Here is an 18,368-nt window from a genome sequence, read left to right as displayed (position 1 = left end):
AGAAGCTGACGCTGCGGCAGCTTCAAGCCCCGAGACCGTCCCGGGGCTGGAACCAGTCGAGGGACTGCCCGTGCGGTCCGGTGAAGGCCACCGGCCGCTCGTCCAGGGCGAGCGCGAACAGCCCGGATCCGACGGGCGCGGGGTGGGGGAGACGTCGCTCGACGGTCGGCAGCACCGAGACGGCCTCGTTGGAGATCCAGTGCCCGGGCAGGCCGCGCATGGTCACCGCGAACTCCTCCCGCGCCTCCGGGGACAGGTAGGCGAGCACCGCGCTGTGGAACACCACCGGCGTGGCACCGGCGGGCACCTGTGCCACCAACTCCCTCACCGTCGCGTTGAGGTCGCCGCGCACCAGGTGCGGCGGCTCGGCCCGGGCGACCTGGACGGCGCCGCGCAGCCGCTCCAGCCGGTGGGCCTGCTCGGGCCAGACCAGCGACTCCAGCCAGCGCATGTCCTCCTCGTCCCGGACGTCCAGCGGGTTGAGGTCGATCCCGGCGCGCCACACCACCTCGGGCAGCCGCTCCCGCAACGACGCCGACAGCGGTACCGGCCCGCGCACCGCGCACTCCAGCGTCACCGGGCTCTCCTGGGCGCCGAACTCGATCGCCGGGCCGCCTGCTTCACCGGCTTCGCCTACTTCGCCCACCTCAACCGTGTATCGGTACCGATACCGGTCCGGGTAGAGGCAGAGCCCCGCCGAGGCCCCCACCTCGATCAGCGCGAGCGGCTGCGGCAGCGCCGCCAGCAGCGGCAGCAGGGTGGCGCACCGGCCGGCCTCGTTGGTCTGCGTCCGCCGTCGCAGCATCGTCGCCGCAACCTCGTCCCAGTGCGCCGACACCCAGGTGCGGAAGGCCGGATAGCCGGCCGTCACCGGTCCGCCGAGGTGGCGGACCGAGCCGAACAGCAGGTTCGGCTGCCGCTTCGCGGCCGGCAGCCCGTCCAGCAGGGCGCACAACTCATCGTCCCCGGCGGCGCGTTCGGCGAGGCCCTGGTAGCTCGCCGAGTTGCCGCGCGCCTCCCGCTCCGCGAAGGCCCGGTAGAGGTCCCCGATAGCACTGTCCACGTTCCGTACTTCCTTTCTCTTCGACTCTCTTCAGCTCTCTTCAGCTCTCTTCAACGAATTGGCACAGCCCGGCCCGTGCCTTTCCGGTCGGGCCGGTGGTCCTACGGCTGCGCCGCCGCCCGCAGCGCGGACACCAGCGCGCCGAGCGCCGGCTGTCCCCAGGCGCCCTCGCGCACTGCGGCGTGCAGCGCACGGACCGGCTCCGGGCCGCGGAGCCGGCGCACGGTGACGCCCGGGTGGCGCTGGGCGAGCCCGAGGGCGGGGACCAGGGCGACGCCCAGTCCGGCCGCGACGAAGCCCTGCGCCGTCGCGTAGTCGGCGCTGTCCACCGCGACGGACGGCCCGAACCCGGCCGCGTCGCAGGCCCCCCGGACGACCTCCCGGCACGGGCCGGGCGGCTCGGCCCCCACCCAGGGCTCGTCCGCGAGCTCGGCGAGGTCCAGGACGCGTTTCGCGGCGAGCCGGTGGCCCTTGGGCAGCACCGCCCGGTACGGGTCGTCGCGCAGGTGAACCAGCCGCAGGCCCGGGTGCGCGGCGCCGTCGGACCGGACCACCACCGCGAGGTCGGCCCGGCCGTCCAGCACCTCGGTGAGCGGGTCCTCCGGGTCGGTCATGCCGAGGTCGAGTCGTACGCCCGGGTGCGTCCGGCGGAACGCGGCCACCGCCGGGGCCACCAACGCGGCGCCGGCCGTGGCGAAGTAGCGCACGGTGAGGCTGCCGCTGCGCCCGGCCCGCAGGTCGGCCAGCGCCGCGCCGGCCTCCGCGACCTGCCGCTCGATGACGGCGGCGTGCCCGGCGAGCAGCAGTCCGGCGGCGGTCGGCCGAACGCCGCGCCCGACGCGTTCCAGCAGGGCCGTCCCGGTCTCCCGCTCCAGCGCCGCCACCTGCTGGCTGACGGCGGACGGGGTGTAGCCGAGCGCGCCGGCCGCCGCGCTCACCGAGCCGTGGTCGACCACGGCCCGCAGGACCTGCATCCGTCGGACGTCGAGCACCTCATTCATGTAGCTCAGCTTAAAGGTGGTGAAGAACATTTCGCTTGTGCTACCGGATCCCGTCGCGGGACCGTCGTCGAACGCCCCGACACCCCCTGACACCCGCCCCCTGACACCCGCCCCCTGACACCCGCCCCCCGACACGCGCCCCCCGACACCCGACATCGACACACCCGACACCGTCACCTCGACAGAAGGAGCACCGCCCGTGCTGCGGATGGCCGTTCTCGCCCTGTTCTGGGGCTCGGGCTTCCTCTGGATCCGGCTCGCGCTCCAGCACGGGCTCACCCCCGTGCAGATCACCGTGCTCCGCTCGGTCCTCGGCGCCGCCGTCCTGCTGCTGCTCGCCCGTTCCGCCCGGCAGCGCCTGCCGCGCGGTGCCGCCGTCTGGCGCCGGCTCACGCTGGCGGCGCTGCTCTGCAACGCGCTGCCGTTCCTCCTGACCGCGTACGGCGAGCGCGGCGTCGGTTCCGGCCTGGCCGGGGTGCTGCACGCGACCACCCCGCTCTGGTCCCTGCTGGTCGGTCTCGCCCTCGGCACCGAACGCGCCCGCGGCCCGCTGCGGTCGGGTGGTCTGGTGCTCGGCTTCGCGGGCGTGCTGCTGATCTTCTCCCCGTGGCGGGACGGCGGTGGCCTCCCCGCCCTGCCCGCACTCGCCCTGCTCGGTGCGGCGGCCAGCTACGCCATCGCCTTCGCCTACATGGCCCGTGCCCTCACCGGCACGGGAGCGGCCCCGTTGGCCCTCTCCGCCGCCCAGCTCACCGCCGCGGCCGGGCTGAGCACGCTCGCGCTGCCGGTCGGCGGCTCGCTCGACCCGGTCGCGGGCGCCGATCCGCTCGGACTCGTCGCCGTCGCCGTCCTCGGCGTCGCCTGCACCGGGCTCACGTTCCACCTCAACTACCGCCTCATCGCCACGGAGGGCCCCACCAGTGCGGCCACCGTCGGCTATCTGCTGCCGGTGGTCTCCACCGCGCTCGGCGCGCTCGTCCTCGGCGAGGAGCTGACGATCCGGACCGTTGCCGGAATGGTCGTCGTACTCGCCGGTGTTTTCCTGACGAAACATCACAGGGCCCAGGCCCCCGCCCTCATGCCGACCCCCACCGCTTCACGCGACTGAACGGACCATGCACCCCCACTCCCTCTGGCGAACCGCCGACTTCCGCACCCTCTTCACCGCGACCGCCCTCGCTCAACTCGGCACCAACGTCGGCTACGTCGCCGTCCCGCTGATCGCCGTCGAGGCGCTCGACGCGGGCCCGGGGCAGGTCGGCGTCCTCGCCACCCTGAGCACCCTCGCCTTCCTGCTCATCGGCCTGCCCGCCGGCGCCTGGGTGGACCGGATGCGCCACCGCCGCGTGCTGATCGTCGCCGACCTGGTGAAGGCCGCGCTGTACGCCTCCATCCCGCTCGCCTGGTGGCTGGGCGGGCTCACCCTCTGGCAGCTGTACACGGTCGCGCTGCTCACCGGCTGCGCGACGGTCTTCTTCGACGTCGGCTCGCAGAGCGTGCTGCCCCGGTTGGTCGGTCGCGGGCACCTGGTGCAGGCGAACGCCGCCGTCGTCGGCCTGATGGCGGTCGGCAACGTCGCCGGGCGCGGCGCGGGCGGCCTGCTGGTCCAACTGCTCACCGCGCCGTTCGCGATCGTCGCGACCGCGCTCAGCCACCTCGGCTCGGCGCTTCGCCTGATCGGGCTGCGCCGCACCCCCGCCTCCGAACCGATCGCCGACAGGGGCAGGGGCGAGGGCGGGGACGGGGACGCCGACAGGGGCAAGGGCAGGGGCGAGGGCGGCGGGCTCGGAGCGCAGATTGCCGAGGGGCTGCGGCACGTCCTCGGCAACCGGGAACTGCGCGCGCTCGCCCTCACCGCGGCCCTCACCAACCTGGGCTTCCAACTCGTCAACACGCTGCTCCCGGTGCTGTTCGTGCGGGAACTGGGCCTTTCCGCCGGGGCGTTGGGCCTGTTCTGGGCGGTCGGCGGGGTCGGCATCCTGCTCGGCTCGCGCTGCGCCCGCCCGATCGCCGCCCGACTCGGCTACGGACGTACGCTCGGCCTGGCCGGCGTCTGCGTGGCGCCCGCCGGGCTGCTGGTGCCGCTGATCGGGCACGGCCCCTGGCTGTTCGCGGCGGGGGCGGGCTGGCTGCTGGTCTCGCTCAAGACCGGGATGGACAACGTCCTCGGGGTGAGCCTGCGCCAGCGGATGACCCCGGACGCGCTCCTCGGCCGGATGAACGCCACCTTCCGCTTCCTGCTCACCGGCGCGCTCGCGATCGGCTCCGCGCTGTCCGGGCTGCTCGGCGAACTCGTCGGCCTGCGGGCCACCCTCTGGTGCGGCGGAGCCGTCCTCGCGGTGGCCTTCCTGCCGGTCTTCCTCTCCCCGATCCGCACCCGCCGCCGGCTCCCCGAAGCCGAAGCCGAAGCCGAAGCCTCCGAAGGCCCCGTCCCCGCGCAGACTCCCACCCAGCTCCCCGCGCAGCCCCGACAGGCCTGAGACCTACCAGCCCGGCCCGTGCCCCGGCTGCCAGTCCAGCCCCAGGTGCGGGCGCGGGCGGTGGATCCGCAGCAGCGCGGTCACCGACCAGACGACCAGGGTCAGCAGGGCGTAGAACAGCAGCAGCGCCCAGAACGGCGTGGTGGACATGCTCCCGTCCTCGAACCGGCACCACGCGTCCGGCGGCAGCCAGGACGCGCCCGTCTCCAGCAGCCGTCCGCCGCCGGGTACCAGGCCCTGCTCGCAGCGCTCGCCGAAGTCCAGTGACCGCACGTACAGCAGCCCGTACAGCGAGCCCGCCGCCGCGAGGGACAGGACGGCGCCGAAGGTGAGCAGCACCGCCCGCCGTCGCCCGGTCGCCGTACGGATGTTCGTCACCGGGGCAGCGTACCGGCGCCCCAGCCGGGGCGCCCCGTGATCACCCGAGCAGGCCGCCCATGTGCGCGTCCTCGGCGAGCAGCCGCCACGAGCACCCGGGCGAGGCGAACGCCTCCGGGTCGACGGCCTCGACGAGCCGGTCCACCACGGTGCTCAGCAGCGACTGCGGGTCGAACACCGCCCAGGTGTCCCGGGCCCGCCCGCAGTCCCAGCGCTCCCACTCGGCGCGCAGCCGCTCGTACGTCCACAGCGCGTACAGCAGGGCGGACAGGTCGCGGTTGAGGTAGGCCTCCGGCTGGCCGTCGTCGTACCAGTCCGGCAGCTCCAGGCGGCCGGTGACACCGTCCAGGGCGATCGTCAGATCCGTCGGCCAGTCCCCGAGGGCCAGGAACTCCCGCTGGTACGGGCGCTCCTCCTCGCCGTCGAAGTACTCCGGGTACGCCTCCGCCATCGTGACCAGCGGTTCCTCGCAGACCCCGAACATCGCCCCGCCCAGCGGCAGTCCGATCTCGGTCAGCAGCCGCCGGGTCGGCTCGTGCACCAGCCCGGCGGGCAGCTCCTGCGCCCGGTAGCGGTGCACCAGGCCCGCGCCGCCCTCCTCGCCCGTCAGCGCGGCGAGCTCCGCCACCAGCTCCGGGCCGACCTCGTACGCCGGACCGCCCGGACCGCCCGGCAGCGCGCCCCAGCCCAGTGCTCGCACGAGCAGCGCCGTGCCCCAGTGCGCGGGCGGCGTCGCGGACCGCCCGAACAGCCCGGGGTCGATCTCCCGCATCCGCCGTTCGGCCCCGGCCGTCACCTCGGCGACCACCGCGGGGCCGCGCCGCCCGTCCAGCGCGTCCGCCCGCCGGGCCGACTCGGCGACCGCCTCCACCTCCCGCACCAGCCCGGCCAGCGCGGGCAGACCGGAGGCCAGCAGGTCCCGCCGCGGGCCGGGTTCGCCGAGGAACACCTCGCCGGTCGTTCCGTCGAGCAGCACCAGGCCGCCGGCCGCGGCGAACGGCGCGCAGTACTCCGTCTCGCCCAGGACGAACAGCCGCTCCGCCTCCGGCAGCGCCGGAGGCGGCCCGCCGCCGAGCACCCCGAAATCCAGGAACGCCCCCGAGAGCGGCAGCCCCTCCCGGATCAGGAACTCCCGGCTCCCCGGATGCACCACCCCACTCGGCAACCTGTCCGCCGCCACCCGCGCACACCCCACGTCCCCCCGCCCTCCACCGCCCCGACCCTTGACCCCCAGACCCTAGCCGCCCCATCCGACACCAGAGCCGGCAAGCCGCCGCAAGCCGCCGCAGGGCTCCAGCTGGACCAGAGCGGACCAGGGCGGACCAGGGCGAGCCGGTTTCCCGGATCCGCCCCCCACCCCACCCGGGCGCCGTACGGGGCGGGTCAGACGAGCCCGCCGGCCTCCTGGGCGGCCCGCTCCACGCGGGCGTGGTGGGCCTGCCACCAGGCCGCGTCGCCGGGGGCGGTGTTGATCCCGTCCGGGCGCTGGCCGGTGGTGCCGTCGACGAGTTCGCGGAGGAGGTCGGCGTGGCCGGCGTGGCGGTGGGTCTCGGCGATCATGTGGACGAGGACCCGGTGCAAGGTCTGCTCGGCCCGCCGGCCGAACGGTATCCGGCCGATCGCGTCCAGCGGCAGCGCCTCGATGGTGGCGTCGGTGTGCGCCCAGACCCGGCGGTAGCGTCCGGTGATCTCCTCCGTGGTCTCGTCCGCCCGCGCCCACAGGTCGGCGTTCGGCTCGGCGTCGCCGGTGAACCACAGCGGCGTCGGTTCGGGGAACGGCCGCCCGAAGGTGTCGCCGAAGTACATCGCCTCGGCCCCGGTGACGTGTTTGACCAGCCCCAGCAGATTGGTCCCGGTCGGGGTCAGCGGGCGCCGGAGGTCGTATTCGGAGAGGCCGTCGAGCTTCCACAGCAGGACGTCGCGGGCGTCCTGGAGATAGATCCGGAGGTCGGTCCTGGGATCGGTCTTGGGATCGGTTGCCGTCATGGCATCAGTCTGTTGATCGCGTCGGACCTGTCCACCGAATTCCGCGCACCCAGGGGCCGGCAAGGGGAACTACGGAGTGTGACGGGTGGGGCGGGGAGGGTGTGGACTTGAATCTTTGCGAACGAATGTTCGATCCTGGGGTTGTGTCCGTTTTCGAACCTGTTTTCGATTCCATCGCCGAGCGACCGACGCTCCGGCCGGTGGCGTCGGCCGCCGTGCCGGCGGAAGGGCGGGCCGGGCGGGGCGTGGTGCCGGTGGTGCCGGCGCTGCGGGAGGTGCTGCCGGACGGCGGGCTGCGGCGGGGGACGGCGGTGTCGGTGGCGGGCGGGGACACCGGGCTGCTGCTGGCGCTGGCAGCCGGGGTGAAGGAGACCGAGGGCGGCTGGGCGGCGGCCGTCGGGCTGCCGGACCTGGGGCTGGCCGCGGCCGAGGGGTACGGGCTGGACCTGCGGCGGCTGCTGGTCGCGGACGACCCGGGGCCGCACTGGGCCGAGGTGGTGTCGGTGCTGGCCGGCGCGGTCGAACTGGTCATGCTGCGCCCGGACGGCCCGGTGCCGCCGAAGCTGGCCACCCGGCTGGCGGCGGTGCTGCGGCGCAGCGGCTGCGTGCTGCTGGTGGCCGGGCCGTGGCCGGGGGCGGCCCTGCGGCTCGGGGTCCGGTCCGGGCGCTGGTTCGGGCTGGGGGACGGTTACGGGCAGCTCGCCGGGCGGCAGGTGGAGGTGGTGGCCGAGGGGCGCGGTTCGGCGGTGCGCGGGAGGACCGCCCGGCTCTGGCTGCCGGACGAGCACGGCGCGGTACGGGCGGTCCCGGACAGACCGGTCCTGGACCGGCCGCCCCTGGAGCGCCCCGTCCTGGAGCGTCCCGTTCCGGGGCGGCCCGGGGCCGTCGAGCAGCCGCTCGAACGGGTAGCGGTGGTGTGAGCGATGGCGGACGACAGGACACCGCGGGTGCTGGTGGTCTGGTGCCCGGACTGGCCGGTGGCGGCCGTCACCGGCGACGACCCGGTGGCGGTGACCGAGGGCGGGCGGATCCTCGCCTGCTCGGCGGGTGCCCGGGCGGCCGGGGTGCGGCAGGGGCAGCGGCTCAAGCTGGCCCAGCGGCTCTGCCCGGCGCTGGAGCTGCGCGACCGCGACCCGGAGGCGGAGACCGGCCGCTTCGAGCCGGTGGTCGCGGCGGTGGAGGCGTTCACGCCCCGGGTGGAGGTGGTCCGCCCGGGCCTGTGCGCGATCCCGGTGAAGGGGCCGGGCCGCTACTTCGGCGGTGAGGAGGCGTTGGCGGCCAAGGTCCGGACGGCGGTGGCGGATGCGCTGGCGCGGGAGCCGGTCCCGGACGCCGCCCCCGGCGCGGTCTCCGTGCCCGGTACGGACGCCACCCCCGCCACCACACCCCCCGCCACCCCTGCCGCCACGCCCCCCGCCCCCACCGGGACCGAGCACCCCCCGCCCCCGCCCGCCCAGGTCGGGGTCGCCGACGGCCTGTTCGCCGCCGTGCTCGCCGCCCGCGCCGGAGTGCTGGTGCCGGCCGGGCGGACGGCGGAGTTCCTCGCGCCGTACCCGGTGGGCGTGCTCGGCGACGAGGCGCTGGCGGAGGTGCTGGGGCGGCTCGGCCTGCCGACCGTCGGGGCGTTCGCCGCGCTGCCGTCCGAGGCGGTCGTGGACCGCTTCGGCCCGGCCGGGGCGGTGGCGCACCGGCTGGCCCGGGGCTTGCAGCCGCGTCCGCTGGTGCCGCGCGACCAGGAGCCGGACCTCGCCGTCGAGCAGCGCTTCGACCCGCCCGAGCCGCTGGCGGAGCCGCTGGTGTTCGTCGCCCGCACACTGGCCGAGCAGCTGCACCAGCGGCTGGCCGGGGCCGGGCTGACCTGCCGCCGGGTGGCCGTCGAGGTGGCCTGCGCGGACGGGCGGACGGCCTCGCGGCTGTGGCGGCACGAGGGCGGGCTGTCGGCGACGGCGCTGGCCGAGCGGGTCCGCTGGCAGCTCCAGGCCTGGCAGGGCGCGGGCACGTTCGCCGCGTCCGGGGAAGCGCCCGACGCCGGGTTCGCCCTGCTCCGGCTGGCCCCCGACGGCCTCTCCCCGGACCAGAGCCGTCAGTTGGCGCTGTGGGGCCAGGCGGTCGCGGACGACCGGGTGGAGCGGGCGGTGGCCCGAGTGCAGGCGGTGCTCGGACACGCCGGGCTGCGCCGGATCGAGCCGGCCGGCGGGCGCGGTCCGGGTGAGCAGGCGGTCAAGGTGCCGTGGGGCGAGCCGTACGAGGCGGCGGGGCCGGCCGGCGCGCCCTGGCCCGGGCGGCTGCCGGACGTGTGGCCGGCGGTGGTGCTGCGGGAACCGGTGCCGGTGCGGGTGCTGGACGAGGCCGGGCTGCCGGTCACGGTGGACGGCCGGGCGGGGGTGTCGGCCCGGCCGGCCCTGGTGGTGTTCCAGGGCCGGCCGGGCCGTGGGGGACAGGGGCGACAGGAGCGGGTGGACGGCTGGACCGGCCCCTGGCCGGCGGTCGAGTACTGGTGGGACCAGTCGCTCGCCCGCCGCCGGGCCCGGTTCCAGGTCGTGCTGGGCGGTGGCCGGGCGCTGCTGCTCACGGTGGAGGGGGGCGCGTGGTACCTGGAGGCCGGCTACGACTGACGGCCGCCGGCCCGAGGGGGGGATCCGAGGGGGACCCGAGGGGGGAGAGGTGACGAACCGCGAGAACGAAGGCGACCCCCGATGGGCTTCACCAGCCACCCCACCCTCCCCTGGAGCGAGCTGCACCGCCGCCTGACCGGCGCCGTGCCGGACCGTACGGTCGTCCCCCTGCGCCGCCCCGCCCAGGAGGAGCCCGCCCCCGGAGTCCCCGGAGCCCCCGCCCCCGGAGCCCCCGGCGACGGCGGCGAGCCCTGGGCCGAACTGCACGTCCACTCCGCCTTCAGCTTCCTGGACGGCGCCAGCGACCCGGAGGACCTGGTCGCCGAGGCGGCCCGGCTGGGCGTGGAGACGCTGGCGATCACCGACCACGACGGCCTGTACGGCGCGGTCCGGCTGGCCGAGGCGGCCCGGGGGACGGGCGTGGCCACCGCGTTCGGCGCCGAACTGACGATCCGTCACAACGGCGCAGAGGTGGAACACTTGCTGGTCCTGGCCCGAGACCCGGCCGGCTACCGCCGGCTGTCCGCCGCGATCGCCGCCGCCCAGCTGGCCGGCGGCGCGAAGGGCCGCCCGGCGTACGACCTCGCGGCACTGGCCGGGGCGCACGACGGGCACTGGGCGGTGCTCACCGGCTGCCGCCTCGGCCGCGTCCCGGCAAAACTCGACGACGGCACGGCCGGGCACCAACTCCGCACCCTGACCGATGCGTTCGGCCGCGACAACGTCCACGTGGAGCTGATCGACCAGTGGCTTCCCGGCGACGACCGGCGCAATGACGCCCTCGCCGCGCTCGCCGCCGAGCAGGGCCTCCCGGTGGTCGCCTCCACCAACGCCCACCACGCCGGCCCGGCCCAGGGCCGGCTGGCACAGAGCCTGGCCGCGCTGCGCGGGCGCCGCACCCTCCAGGACGCGGTCGGCTGGACACGGGCCGCGGGCACCGCGCACCTGCGCTCCGGCCGGGAGATGGCCGCCCGGCTGGCCCGCTTCTCGGGGGTGCGGCGGGCCACCGCCGAACTCGGCCGTTCCTGCGCCTTCGACTTCACCGGGCTGGACCCGGAGCTCCCGGGTTTCCCCGTCCCGGAGGGCGAGAGCGAGATCAGCCACCTGCGCGCCCTGGTCGCCGCCGACGGCCCGGTCCGCTTCGGGCCCGGCAACGCCGCCGCCCGACGCCAGCTGGCCCTGGAACTGGACGTCATCGACGACCTCGACCTGGCCGGCTACTTCCTGATCGTGCACGACATCGTCGACTTCTGCCGGAGCCAGGACATCTGGTGCCAGGGCCGCGGCTCGGCCGCCAACTCGGCGGTCTGCTACGCCCTGGGGATCACCGCCGTCGACCCGGTCCACTACAAACTGCTGTTCGAACGCTTCCTGTCCATCGCCCGGGACGGCCCGCCCGACATCGACCTGGACATCGAGAACCGCCGCCGCGAGGAGGTCATCCAGTACGTCTACCGCCGCTACGGCCGCGAGCACGCCGCGCAGGTCGCCAACGTGATCACCTACCGGCCCCGGCTGGCGATCCGCGACGCGGCCAGGGTGCTCGGCTACCCGCAGGGCCAGGTGGACGCGTTCAGCCGGCAGACCGACTTCCGCTCCGCGCCCGGCGCGGACGCCGTGATCCCCGCCGACGTGCTCTCGCTCGCCGGCCAACTCCACGGCCTGCCGCGCCACCTGGGCATCCACTCGGGCGGCATGGTGCTCACCAGGGAGCCGATCGGCGAGATCTGCCCGACCGAGTGGGCCCGGATGCCCGGGCGCTCGGTGCTGCAGTGGGACAAGGAGTCCACGGCCGGCGCCGGGCTGGTGAAGATCGACCTGCTCGGCCTCGGCATGCTCGCCGCGCTGCACGACGCCTGCGACCTGGTCGCCGAGCACCACGGCCTGCGCTACGACCTGGCCACCATCCCGGACGGCGACGCGGGCGTGTACGCGATGCTGCGCCGGGCGGACACCGTCGGCGTGTTCCAGGTCGAGTCGCGGGCCCAGATGGCGACGCTGCCCCGGCTCAAGCCGGACCACTTCTACGACCTGGTGGTCGAGGTCGCGCTGATCCGGCCCGGCCCGATCCAGGGCGGCTCCGTCCACCCGTACCTGCGCCGCCGGGCGGGCGCCGAACCGGCCGGCTGCCCGCACCCGTTGATGGAGAACGCGCTCGGCAAGACCCTCGGGGTGCCGCTGTTCCAGGAGCAGATGATGCAACTCGCCATCGACTGCGCCGGGTTCACGCCCGCCGAGGCGGACCGGCTGCGGCAGGCGATGGGCGCCAAGCGCTCGCACGAGCGGGTCGCCCGGCTGCGCGAGCGGCTGCTCGGCGGGATGGCCGAGCGCGGCATCCCCGAGGAGGTCGCCGAGGACGTCTACGGCAAGATCGAGGCGTTCTCCAACTACGGTTTCCCGGAGAGCCACGCGATCAGCTTCGCCTACCTGGTGTACGCCAGCGCCTGGCTCAAGTACCACTTCCCGGCGGCCTTCACCTGCGCCCTGCTGGCCAACCAGCCGATGGGCTTCTACTCGCCGCTGAGCCTGGTCGCGGACGCCCGGCGGCACGGCGTGCGGGTGCGCGGGGTGGACGTCAACGCCAGCGCGCCGCGCCCCACCCTGGAGCCGCACCGGGGGCCGACGCCGGAGCCGCCGCTGACCGCGGGCCGCCCGCAGCCGGCGATCCGGCTGGGCCTGGAGACGGTGCGCGGCATCGGCGCCCCGCAGGCCGCGGCGATCGCGGCCGGTCAACCGTACGCCGACCTGGAGGACTTCGCGCGCCGTACCGGTCTGCCCGCGCCGGCGCTGGAGGCGCTGGCGACGGCGGGCGCCTTCGACTGCTTCGGGCTGACGAGACGTCAGGCGCTGTGGACCGCCGGTGCGTTCGCCGGTATCTCGGCCGCACTGATCCCGGGGACCACCCCCGGGACGGAGGTGCCGCCGCTGCCCGGCATGAGCCCGGTCGAGGAGACCATCGCCGACCTGTGGGCCACCGGAACCTCCGCCACCAGCCACCCGCTCCAGCACCTGCGCGCCCGCCTGGAGCGCGGCGGCGCCCTGTCCGCCGCCGAACTCCCGGACACGGCACCGGGATCGGAGGTGGTGGTCGGCGGCCTGGTCACCCACCGGCAGCGGCCGCCGACGGCCGGCGGGGTGCTCTTCCTCAGCCTGGAGGACGAGACCGGCCTGATCAACGTGGTCTGCAACCGCCCGGTCTGGGAGTCCCAGCGCCGTACGGCCCTCGACCGGGCCGGCCTGCTGGTCCACGGCCGCATCGAGCGCGACCGCGGCGCCACCAACCTGATCGCCACCCGGCTCACCCCGCTGCGGATCGGACTCTGAGCGGGGCAGGGGGGTGGCCTCCAGGCCTGCCGTCCGCACCGCCGCAGATGGCGACCCGGTCGGCTCAGGCGGGCGTCCGCCCCTTGCCCGGGGCGCCGGCGAAGACCTGGGCGATGGGGAGCCAGGCGGTCGCGGTGGGGCCGGTGGCGGTGAGGGCGAGGTCGTCGCGGTGGCGGCGCTGGGTCACCAGGAGGCAGAAGTCCAGGGCCGGTCCGGTCACCCGGTCCGTGGCGCCGTCCGGCCCGAAGGTCCACAGGCCGCCGTCGGGCGCGGTCAGTTCGAGCCGGACGGGCGACTCGGGGGCGGGCAGCCCGTGCAGGGTGAACGCGAAGCCGAGGGTGCGCAGCCCCAGGTGGGCGATGTGCCGCAGTCGGGCGGTGGGCTCGCGGGCGGCGCCGAGCGCGTCGGCGACGTCCTGGCCGTGTGCCCAGGTCTCCATCAGCCGGGCGGTGGCCATCGAGGCGGGCTTCATCGGCGGGCCGAACCACGGCAGTCGGGTGCCGGCCGGGGTGGCGGCCAGTGCGGCCGACACCTCCTCCCGGCCGGCGCGCCAGCGGGCGAGCAGGTCCGCGGGTGCGGCGGCCGCGCCGCCGGCCGCGCCCTCGTCCACCGGGTCGACGCCGGCGGCCGGCAGCGTGCCGAAGCGCTCGTCGCGCGCGGCGGCGAAGCCGTCCGCGTCGCGCGCGGCCAGCGCCGTCCAGTCGTCGGTCCAGGCGAGGTGGGCGATCTGGTGCGCGATCGTCCAGCCCTCGGCGGGCGTCGGGCGCGCCCAGCCGGCCGGGTCCAGCCCGGCCACCAGGGCGTCCAGCGCCGCGCTCTCGGCCCGCAGGTCGTCCAGCAGCGCGGTCAGGACGTCCGCCGCGGGCGTCGTCGGGGTGTTCGGGTCCGTCATCGGGTTCCCTCCTTCCGGGTCCGGCGCGTTACCCGCCGGTAAGCCACGGCCGCACCCTACGCCCGGCCCGGCCGCCGCGCCCGCCACTCCGTCGAAGACGCGGGGAACACCCACGTCAGCACTCTCGCCAGCGGCCGTGCCGCGTGTGACAATCTCGCGATGACAAGGGCGAAGACGGGCCCCGGGGCCGCGGACACCCTCACCACCCCGGCGCACCCGGACGATCCCGGGCTCGCCGCCCGCGCCGCCGAGTTGGTGCGGGACGCCGTGCTCGGCGACCTCGCGCGGCGGGTGGTGGCCGAGTGCGGGGCCGACGTCGGACTGGTCGGCGTGCCGCAGCCGCCGTCCGGGCCCCGGGGGAGCGACGCGGGCATGGTGCTGCGCCACTGGGCCGGCACCCGGGCCGACCTGCTGCACGACCGGGCCGTCCCGACCGGCACCGGCCTGGGCGGGCGGGCACTGGCCGAGCGGGCGCCCAGTTGGGTGCCCGACTACCGTGCCGCCACCACGATCTCGCACGACCACGACGCCGCCGTCAGCGCCGAGGACCTGTACGCGATGCTCACCGTGCCGCTGCTGCACGGCGACACCGTGTACGGCGTGGTGTACGCGTCGCTGCGCGCCGTCGTCCCGTTCGGGGACGTGCGGATCGCCGCCGTCGGCGAACTGGCCGCGACCGCGACCCGGGCCCTGGCCGGGGCGGCCGCCTGGCGCTCCGCGCCGCCCCGACGGGCCGCCCCCGTACGGCCGTTGACCCCGCGCGAGCACGAGGTGCTGCGCTGGGCGGCGACCGGCCGGACCAACCCGGAGATCGCCGCCCGGCTGGGCCTCACCTGCAACACCGTGACGGGCTACCTGAAGTCCGCGATGCACAAGCTCGGTGTTCGCAACCGCACCGAACTCGCCCTGGCGGCGCGCGAGTCCGGCCTGGTCGGCCGGTGAGCGCGCCCGGTCGGCCGGTGGCGGGCCTCAGCCGACCTGCCGATCCCGCCCCGTCCAGTACGGCTCGCGCAGCCGGAACTTCTGTAGCTTCCCGGTGGCGGTCCGCGGCAGGGCCGCCCGGAACTCCACCGAGGTGGGCGACTTGTAGCCGGCCAGCCGCTGCTTGCAGTGCGCGATCAACTCGGCCTCGGTGACGGCCTCCTGGCCCTCTCGGAGGACCACCAGCGCCTTGACGGTCTCGCCCCACTTCTCGTGCGGCACTCCGATCACCGCGGCCTCGGCGACCGCCGGGTGGCCGTACAGGCAGTCCTCCACCTCGATCGAGGAGACGTTCTCCCCGCCGCTGATGATGACGTCCTTCTTCCGGTCCGAGATGGTCAGTTGGCCGTCCTGGCCGAGGACGCCGCCGTCGCCGGTGTGGAACCAGCCGTCCCGCAGGGCGTCGGCGGTGGCCGCGGGCTGCTGCCAGTAGCCGTCCAGCACGGTGTTGGAGCGCACCAGGACCTCGCCGGAGGCGTCGACCCGCAGCCGGGTGCCGAGCGCCGGGGCGCCCGCCTGCACCAGCTTCTCGGCCCGTTCGGCGGCGGGCAGGGCGTCCCACTCGGCGCGCGAGCGGTTGACCGTGACCGCCGGGGAGGTCTCGGTCAGGCCGTAGAGCTGCATGAACTCCCAGCCCAGCTCGGACTCGACCTGCTGCACCACCGAGGTCGGCGGCGGCGCGCCGGCCACCACGATCCGCACCCGGTCCCGGCCCGGCACCGGGCCGTCCCACTCGGCGGCCGCGTCCAGCACCATCTGGACCACGGCGGGCGCGCCGCTGAGGAAGGTCACCCCGTGCCGCTCGACCCGGCGCAGGATCTCCGCGCCGTCCACCTTGCGCAGCACGATGTGCCGGGCGCCGAGCCCGGTGAGGGCGAACGGCAGGCCCCAGCCGTTGGCGTGGAACATCGGCAGGGTGTGCAGGTAGACGTCCCGGTCGCCGACGCCGTAGTGCAGGCCCATCAGTACCGCGTTCAGCCAGATGTTGCGGTGGGTGAGCTGAACGCCCTTGGGGCGGGCGGTGGTTCCGCTGGTGTAGTTGATCGTGGCGGTGTCGTTCTCGGCGATTTCGTACCGCCGGGGGGAGTTGTCGAAGTCGTGCAGCAGCGCGTCGCTGTCCGCGCCGAGCACGAACTTGTGCTTGGCCGCCACCCCGTCCAGCGCGTCGGCGAGTTCGGGGTCGACCAGCAGGACGGACGCGCCGCTCTGCTCGACGATGTACGCCACCTCCTCGGCCTTCAGCCGGAAGTTCACCGGGACCAGCACCCGCCCGTGCCCGCTCACCCCGAACAGGGAGGTCAGCAGCCGGGCCGAGTTGTGCGACACGACGGCGACCCGCTCGCCCGGCCCGACGCCCAGCCGGTCCAGCCCGGCCGCCTGCGCCCGGGCCAGTTCGGCGACCCGGCGGTAGCTCAGCTCGCCCCAGGATTCGGCCGGCTGCACCGGCTCGTCGACGATGCCGACCCGGTCGCCGTAGACCAGCTCGGCCCGGTCGAGGAAGTCCATCACGGAGAGTGGAATCTGCATGCGCCCACTGTCCTCTCCCGGCCGCCCGCCGGACACCCCCGATCGGGGGTGTCACCTGCGGAAGGGCGGAAGGAGGGTGAAAGTCGGGCGGAAGGGGCGGATTCCGTCTGCTGAGCCCGTCGCGAACGGACGGGCGACCAATGCGGTGGGCCGGCCGGCCTCCTGCTGGGAAGATCGCGGCGAACGGCCACACACCCACGGGGAGAAGCACCATGAGCGACCGACGACCCGGGCACCCTCCACGAGGCCGGGGGACTGCGGTGACCGCCCCCGCCACCGCGCACCCGAGGGCCGAGGGCCTGCTGCTGCGCCCCTTCGAGGACGCGGACGCACCGGCCCTGATAGCGGCGTACCGGGACGAGACGCTGCGCCGCTTCACCCGCGTCCCGGTGGGGAACGCCGAGGAGGCCGCGCACTGGCTCGGGTTGCAGTACCGGGGCCGGGCGGAGGGCCGCCGGTACAGCCTCGCGGTGCTGGAGCCCGGCACGGGCGAACTGCTCGGCAACGTCGCGCTCAAGCGCGGCACCCCGGGCGGGGAGGCGGCCGAGGTGGGCTACTGGACGGCGGCCGCCGCCCGCGGCCGGGGGGTGGCCCCGCGCGCGGTGGTGGCGCTCACCGCCTGGGCCTTCGACGTGCTCGCCGACGATGGCCTGGTCCGGATCGACCTGCTGCACCAGGTGGACAACCCGGCCTCCTGCCGGGTCGCGGAGAAGAGCGGCTACGCCTTCCAGGAGGTGCTGACGGCCTTGCCGCCGGAGTTCCCGTCGGACGGTCACCGGCACTCCAGGAAAAGGCTGGACGGAACCGAACACGGCAGGTCAGAGTAGCCGGATGGGATCTCTGGTACGACACGTGACGATCGACTGCGCCGACCCGTACGGCCTCGCGCAGTTCTGGGCCCAGGCGCTGGACGGCACCCTGGCCGAGGACGACAACCCGGGTGACGAGGAGGCGGTGGTGCAGTCCGCCGGCGCCTCGCTGCTGTTCATCCGGGTGCCCGACGGCAAGTCGGTGAAGAACCGGGTCCACCTCGACCTCCAGCCGCAGGACCGCAGCCGGGACGAGGAGGTGGAGCGCCTGGTCGCGCTCGGCGCGACGGTGCTCGGCGACCACCGCACCCCGGACGGCAAGGGCTGGGTCACCCTGGGCGACCCCGAGGGCAACGAGCTGTGCGTCGAGCGCAGCCAGGCCGAGCGCATCGCCACCGGCAACGCCTGAGCCAACGCCTGAGCCAACGTTCGGGCCACCGCCTGGGCCACCGCCTGAACGAACGGCCGCCGAGTCCACGAGGACCCGGCGGCCGTTCGTTTCGCCCCGCCCGGTGCACCCGTCACACGACAGGCCGATGTCTCGGGCCGTCGCAGTGGAACCGTCCGATAATCGAACCTGGCTGATGCCACGTCGCGGCGATTTTCCCCGACCCCACCACCCGAGAGACAGGCAGGTACCCCATGGCCAGGATCGCCGTGATCGGCGCCAACGGCACCATCGGCAGCGCCGCCGTCGCGGAGGCGGCCGCGCGCGGGCACGAAGTCACCGCGGTGGTCCGCGACCCGGACCACTACCGGGGTGAGGCGGCCTTCGTCGAACGCGCGGACGTCCTGGATCGGGCCCAGGTGGCCCGGGTGGCGGCCGGCCAGGACGTCCTGGTGAGCGCGGTCGGCGGCGGCGACGGCCCGGGCCACCTGGCGCTGATCGAGCCGGCCGCGCGGTCGCTGGTGGAGGGCCTGCGCTCGCTCGGCGACGCCGCACCCCGGCTGATCGCGGTCGGTGGCGCGGGCAGCCTGGAGACCGCGCCAGGGGTGCGGGTCTGGGACGCGCCGGGACTGCCGGAGCCGGTGCTGGAGATCATGCACGCGCACGGCGCGGCGCTGGACTACTACCGGGCGGTCTCCGACGTCCGCTGGACGGTGCTCAGCCCGGCCGCCGAGATCGGCCCGGGGGAGCGGACCGGCCGCTACCGGACGGGCCTGGAGCAACTGCTCACGGATGCTGCCGGGCGCAGCCGGATCTCGGTGCCGGACTACGCGGTCGCCCTGGTCGACGAGGCCGAGCAGCCCGAGCACATCGGCGAGCGCTTCACCTGCTGCGCGCTGTGACTCTCGGTTACGGCGAGCCCGG

16 protein-coding genes are annotated in these 18,368 nt (G+C 75.5%); 9 read left to right on the top strand and 7 right to left on the bottom strand.

Going from position 1 to position 18,368, the window contains the following annotated elements; translation table 11 throughout:
• Positions 1-22 precede the first annotated feature (22 nt).
• Both AB0P03_RS27550 and AB0P03_RS27545 read right to left on the bottom strand, forming a co-directional pair.
• The gene (locus tag AB0P03_RS27550) at positions 23-1,063 is read right to left on the bottom strand and encodes a DUF2332 domain-containing protein (protein WP_363631422.1); all 1,041 of its coding nucleotides are present in this window, start codon (positions 1,061-1,063) and stop codon (positions 23-25) included.
• Between the two features lie 101 nt (positions 1,064-1,164).
• Complete coding sequence (locus tag AB0P03_RS27545) at positions 1,165-2,037, bottom strand: LysR family transcriptional regulator (protein WP_363585710.1); 873 nt, start codon at positions 2,035-2,037, stop codon at positions 1,165-1,167.
• 235 nt (positions 2,038-2,272) lie between these two features.
• Here AB0P03_RS27545 and AB0P03_RS27540 point away from each other — a divergent pair, with 235 nt between their 5' ends.
• Together AB0P03_RS27540 and AB0P03_RS27535 are read left to right on the top strand one after the other, a co-directional pair.
• The gene (locus tag AB0P03_RS27540) at positions 2,273-3,172 is read left to right on the top strand and encodes a DMT family transporter (protein ID WP_363631461.1); all 900 of its coding nucleotides are present in this window, start codon (positions 2,273-2,275) and stop codon (positions 3,170-3,172) included.
• 7 nt (positions 3,173-3,179) lie between these two features.
• Positions 3,180-4,544, top strand: a complete 1,365-nt coding sequence (locus AB0P03_RS27535) for an MFS transporter (protein WP_363631420.1) — start codon at positions 3,180-3,182, stop codon at positions 4,542-4,544.
• A 3-nt stretch (positions 4,545-4,547) separates the two neighbouring features.
• Here the strand turns inward: AB0P03_RS27535 and AB0P03_RS27530 are convergent, their stop codons facing one another.
• The 3 genes from AB0P03_RS27530 to AB0P03_RS27520 all read right to left on the bottom strand — a co-directional run bounded on the left by AB0P03_RS27530 (position 4,548) and on the right by AB0P03_RS27520 (position 6,908).
• Positions 4,548-4,922, bottom strand: a complete 375-nt coding sequence (locus tag AB0P03_RS27530) for a hypothetical protein (RefSeq protein ID WP_159398386.1) — start codon at positions 4,920-4,922, stop codon at positions 4,548-4,550.
• Between the two features lie 40 nt (positions 4,923-4,962).
• On the bottom strand, positions 4,963-6,117 hold the full coding sequence (locus AB0P03_RS27525) for an SUKH-4 family immunity protein (RefSeq protein WP_363631418.1): 1,155 nt from the start codon (positions 6,115-6,117) through the stop codon (positions 4,963-4,965).
• Between the two features lie 188 nt (positions 6,118-6,305).
• Positions 6,306-6,908 (bottom strand): DinB family protein, encoded by a 603-nt coding sequence (locus AB0P03_RS27520; RefSeq protein ID WP_363631416.1) that lies wholly within the window; start codon positions 6,906-6,908, stop codon positions 6,306-6,308.
• A gap of 200 nt (positions 6,909-7,108) precedes the next feature.
• Here AB0P03_RS27520 and AB0P03_RS27515 point away from each other — a divergent pair, with 200 nt between their 5' ends.
• The 3 genes from AB0P03_RS27515 (at position 7,109) to AB0P03_RS27505 (ending at position 12,847) form a co-directional block, all read left to right on the top strand.
• Positions 7,109-7,828 (top strand): hypothetical protein, encoded by a 720-nt coding sequence (locus tag AB0P03_RS27515; RefSeq protein WP_363631415.1) that lies wholly within the window; start codon positions 7,109-7,111, stop codon positions 7,826-7,828.
• A 3-nt stretch (positions 7,829-7,831) separates the two neighbouring features.
• The gene (locus AB0P03_RS27510; RefSeq protein ID WP_363631413.1) at positions 7,832-9,523 is read left to right on the top strand and encodes a DNA polymerase Y family protein; all 1,692 of its coding nucleotides are present in this window, start codon (positions 7,832-7,834) and stop codon (positions 9,521-9,523) included.
• A gap of 81 nt (positions 9,524-9,604) precedes the next feature.
• Entirely contained in the window at positions 9,605-12,847 is a 3,243-nt protein-coding gene (locus tag AB0P03_RS27505; RefSeq protein ID WP_363631411.1) for an error-prone DNA polymerase, read from the top strand.
• Between the two features lie 64 nt (positions 12,848-12,911).
• Here AB0P03_RS27505 and AB0P03_RS27500 read toward each other — a convergent pair whose 3' ends face one another.
• Positions 12,912-13,739, bottom strand: a complete 828-nt coding sequence (locus AB0P03_RS27500) for a TIGR03084 family metal-binding protein (RefSeq protein WP_363631409.1) — start codon at positions 13,737-13,739, stop codon at positions 12,912-12,914.
• Positions 13,740-13,898: 159 nt separating this feature from the next.
• On the opposite strand from AB0P03_RS27500, the gene AB0P03_RS27495 reads away from it, so the two are divergent.
• Complete coding sequence (locus AB0P03_RS27495) at positions 13,899-14,681, top strand: LuxR C-terminal-related transcriptional regulator (RefSeq protein ID WP_363631407.1); 783 nt, start codon at positions 13,899-13,901, stop codon at positions 14,679-14,681.
• A gap of 27 nt (positions 14,682-14,708) precedes the next feature.
• Here the strand turns inward: AB0P03_RS27495 and AB0P03_RS27490 are convergent, their stop codons facing one another.
• On the bottom strand, positions 14,709-16,247 hold the full coding sequence (locus tag AB0P03_RS27490; RefSeq protein WP_363585658.1) for an AMP-binding protein: 1,539 nt from the start codon (positions 16,245-16,247) through the stop codon (positions 14,709-14,711).
• A gap of 260 nt (positions 16,248-16,507) precedes the next feature.
• On the opposite strand from AB0P03_RS27490, the gene AB0P03_RS27485 reads away from it, so the two are divergent.
• The 3 genes from AB0P03_RS27485 (at position 16,508) to AB0P03_RS27475 (ending at position 18,346) form a co-directional block, all read left to right on the top strand.
• Positions 16,508-17,074, top strand: a complete 567-nt coding sequence (locus tag AB0P03_RS27485) for a GNAT family N-acetyltransferase (RefSeq protein WP_363631406.1) — start codon at positions 16,508-16,510, stop codon at positions 17,072-17,074.
• Between the two features lie 4 nt (positions 17,075-17,078).
• Positions 17,079-17,465, top strand: a complete 387-nt coding sequence (locus AB0P03_RS27480) for a VOC family protein (RefSeq protein WP_363585656.1) — start codon at positions 17,079-17,081, stop codon at positions 17,463-17,465.
• Positions 17,466-17,698: 233 nt separating this feature from the next.
• Positions 17,699-18,346, top strand: a complete 648-nt coding sequence (locus tag AB0P03_RS27475; protein ID WP_363585655.1) for an NAD(P)H-binding protein — start codon at positions 17,699-17,701, stop codon at positions 18,344-18,346.
• Positions 18,347-18,368: the final 22 nt, after the last annotated feature.

The sequence above is a fragment of the Kitasatospora sp. NPDC088779 genome (genome assembly GCF_040685395.1).
Classification (GTDB): domain Bacteria; phylum Actinomycetota; class Actinomycetes; order Streptomycetales; family Streptomycetaceae; genus Kitasatospora.
Note: the sequence above shows the minus strand (reverse complement) of the source record. Positions and strands in the feature narration are given on the sequence as shown.

What these genes read in the sequence shown, in the direction of transcription:
- AB0P03_RS27520 (WP_363631416.1), bottom strand. Translation starts at nt 6,908, where the DNA reads ATGACGGCAACCGATCCCAAGACCGATCCCAGGACCGACCTCCGGATC.
- AB0P03_RS27495 (WP_363631407.1), top strand. Translation starts at nt 13,899, where the DNA reads ATGACAAGGGCGAAGACGGGCCCCGGGGCCGCGGACACCCTCACCACC.
- AB0P03_RS27535 (WP_363631420.1), top strand. Translation starts at nt 3,180, where the DNA reads ATGCACCCCCACTCCCTCTGGCGAACCGCCGACTTCCGCACCCTCTTC.
- AB0P03_RS27545 (WP_363585710.1), bottom strand. Translation starts at nt 2,037, where the DNA reads ATGCAGGTCCTGCGGGCCGTGGTCGACCACGGCTCGGTGAGCGCGGCG.
- AB0P03_RS27475 (WP_363585655.1), top strand. Translation starts at nt 17,699, where the DNA reads ATGGCCAGGATCGCCGTGATCGGCGCCAACGGCACCATCGGCAGCGCC.
- AB0P03_RS27480 (WP_363585656.1), top strand. Translation starts at nt 17,079, where the DNA reads ATGGGATCTCTGGTACGACACGTGACGATCGACTGCGCCGACCCGTAC.
- AB0P03_RS27490 (WP_363585658.1), bottom strand. Translation starts at nt 16,247, where the DNA reads ATGCAGATTCCACTCTCCGTGATGGACTTCCTCGACCGGGCCGAGCTG.
- AB0P03_RS27510 (WP_363631413.1), top strand. Translation starts at nt 7,832, where the DNA reads ATGGCGGACGACAGGACACCGCGGGTGCTGGTGGTCTGGTGCCCGGAC.
- AB0P03_RS27505 (WP_363631411.1), top strand. Translation starts at nt 9,605, where the DNA reads ATGGGCTTCACCAGCCACCCCACCCTCCCCTGGAGCGAGCTGCACCGC.
- AB0P03_RS27500 (WP_363631409.1), bottom strand. Translation starts at nt 13,739, where the DNA reads ATGACGGACCCGAACACCCCGACGACGCCCGCGGCGGACGTCCTGACC.
- AB0P03_RS27540 (WP_363631461.1), top strand. Translation starts at nt 2,273, where the DNA reads ATGGCCGTTCTCGCCCTGTTCTGGGGCTCGGGCTTCCTCTGGATCCGG.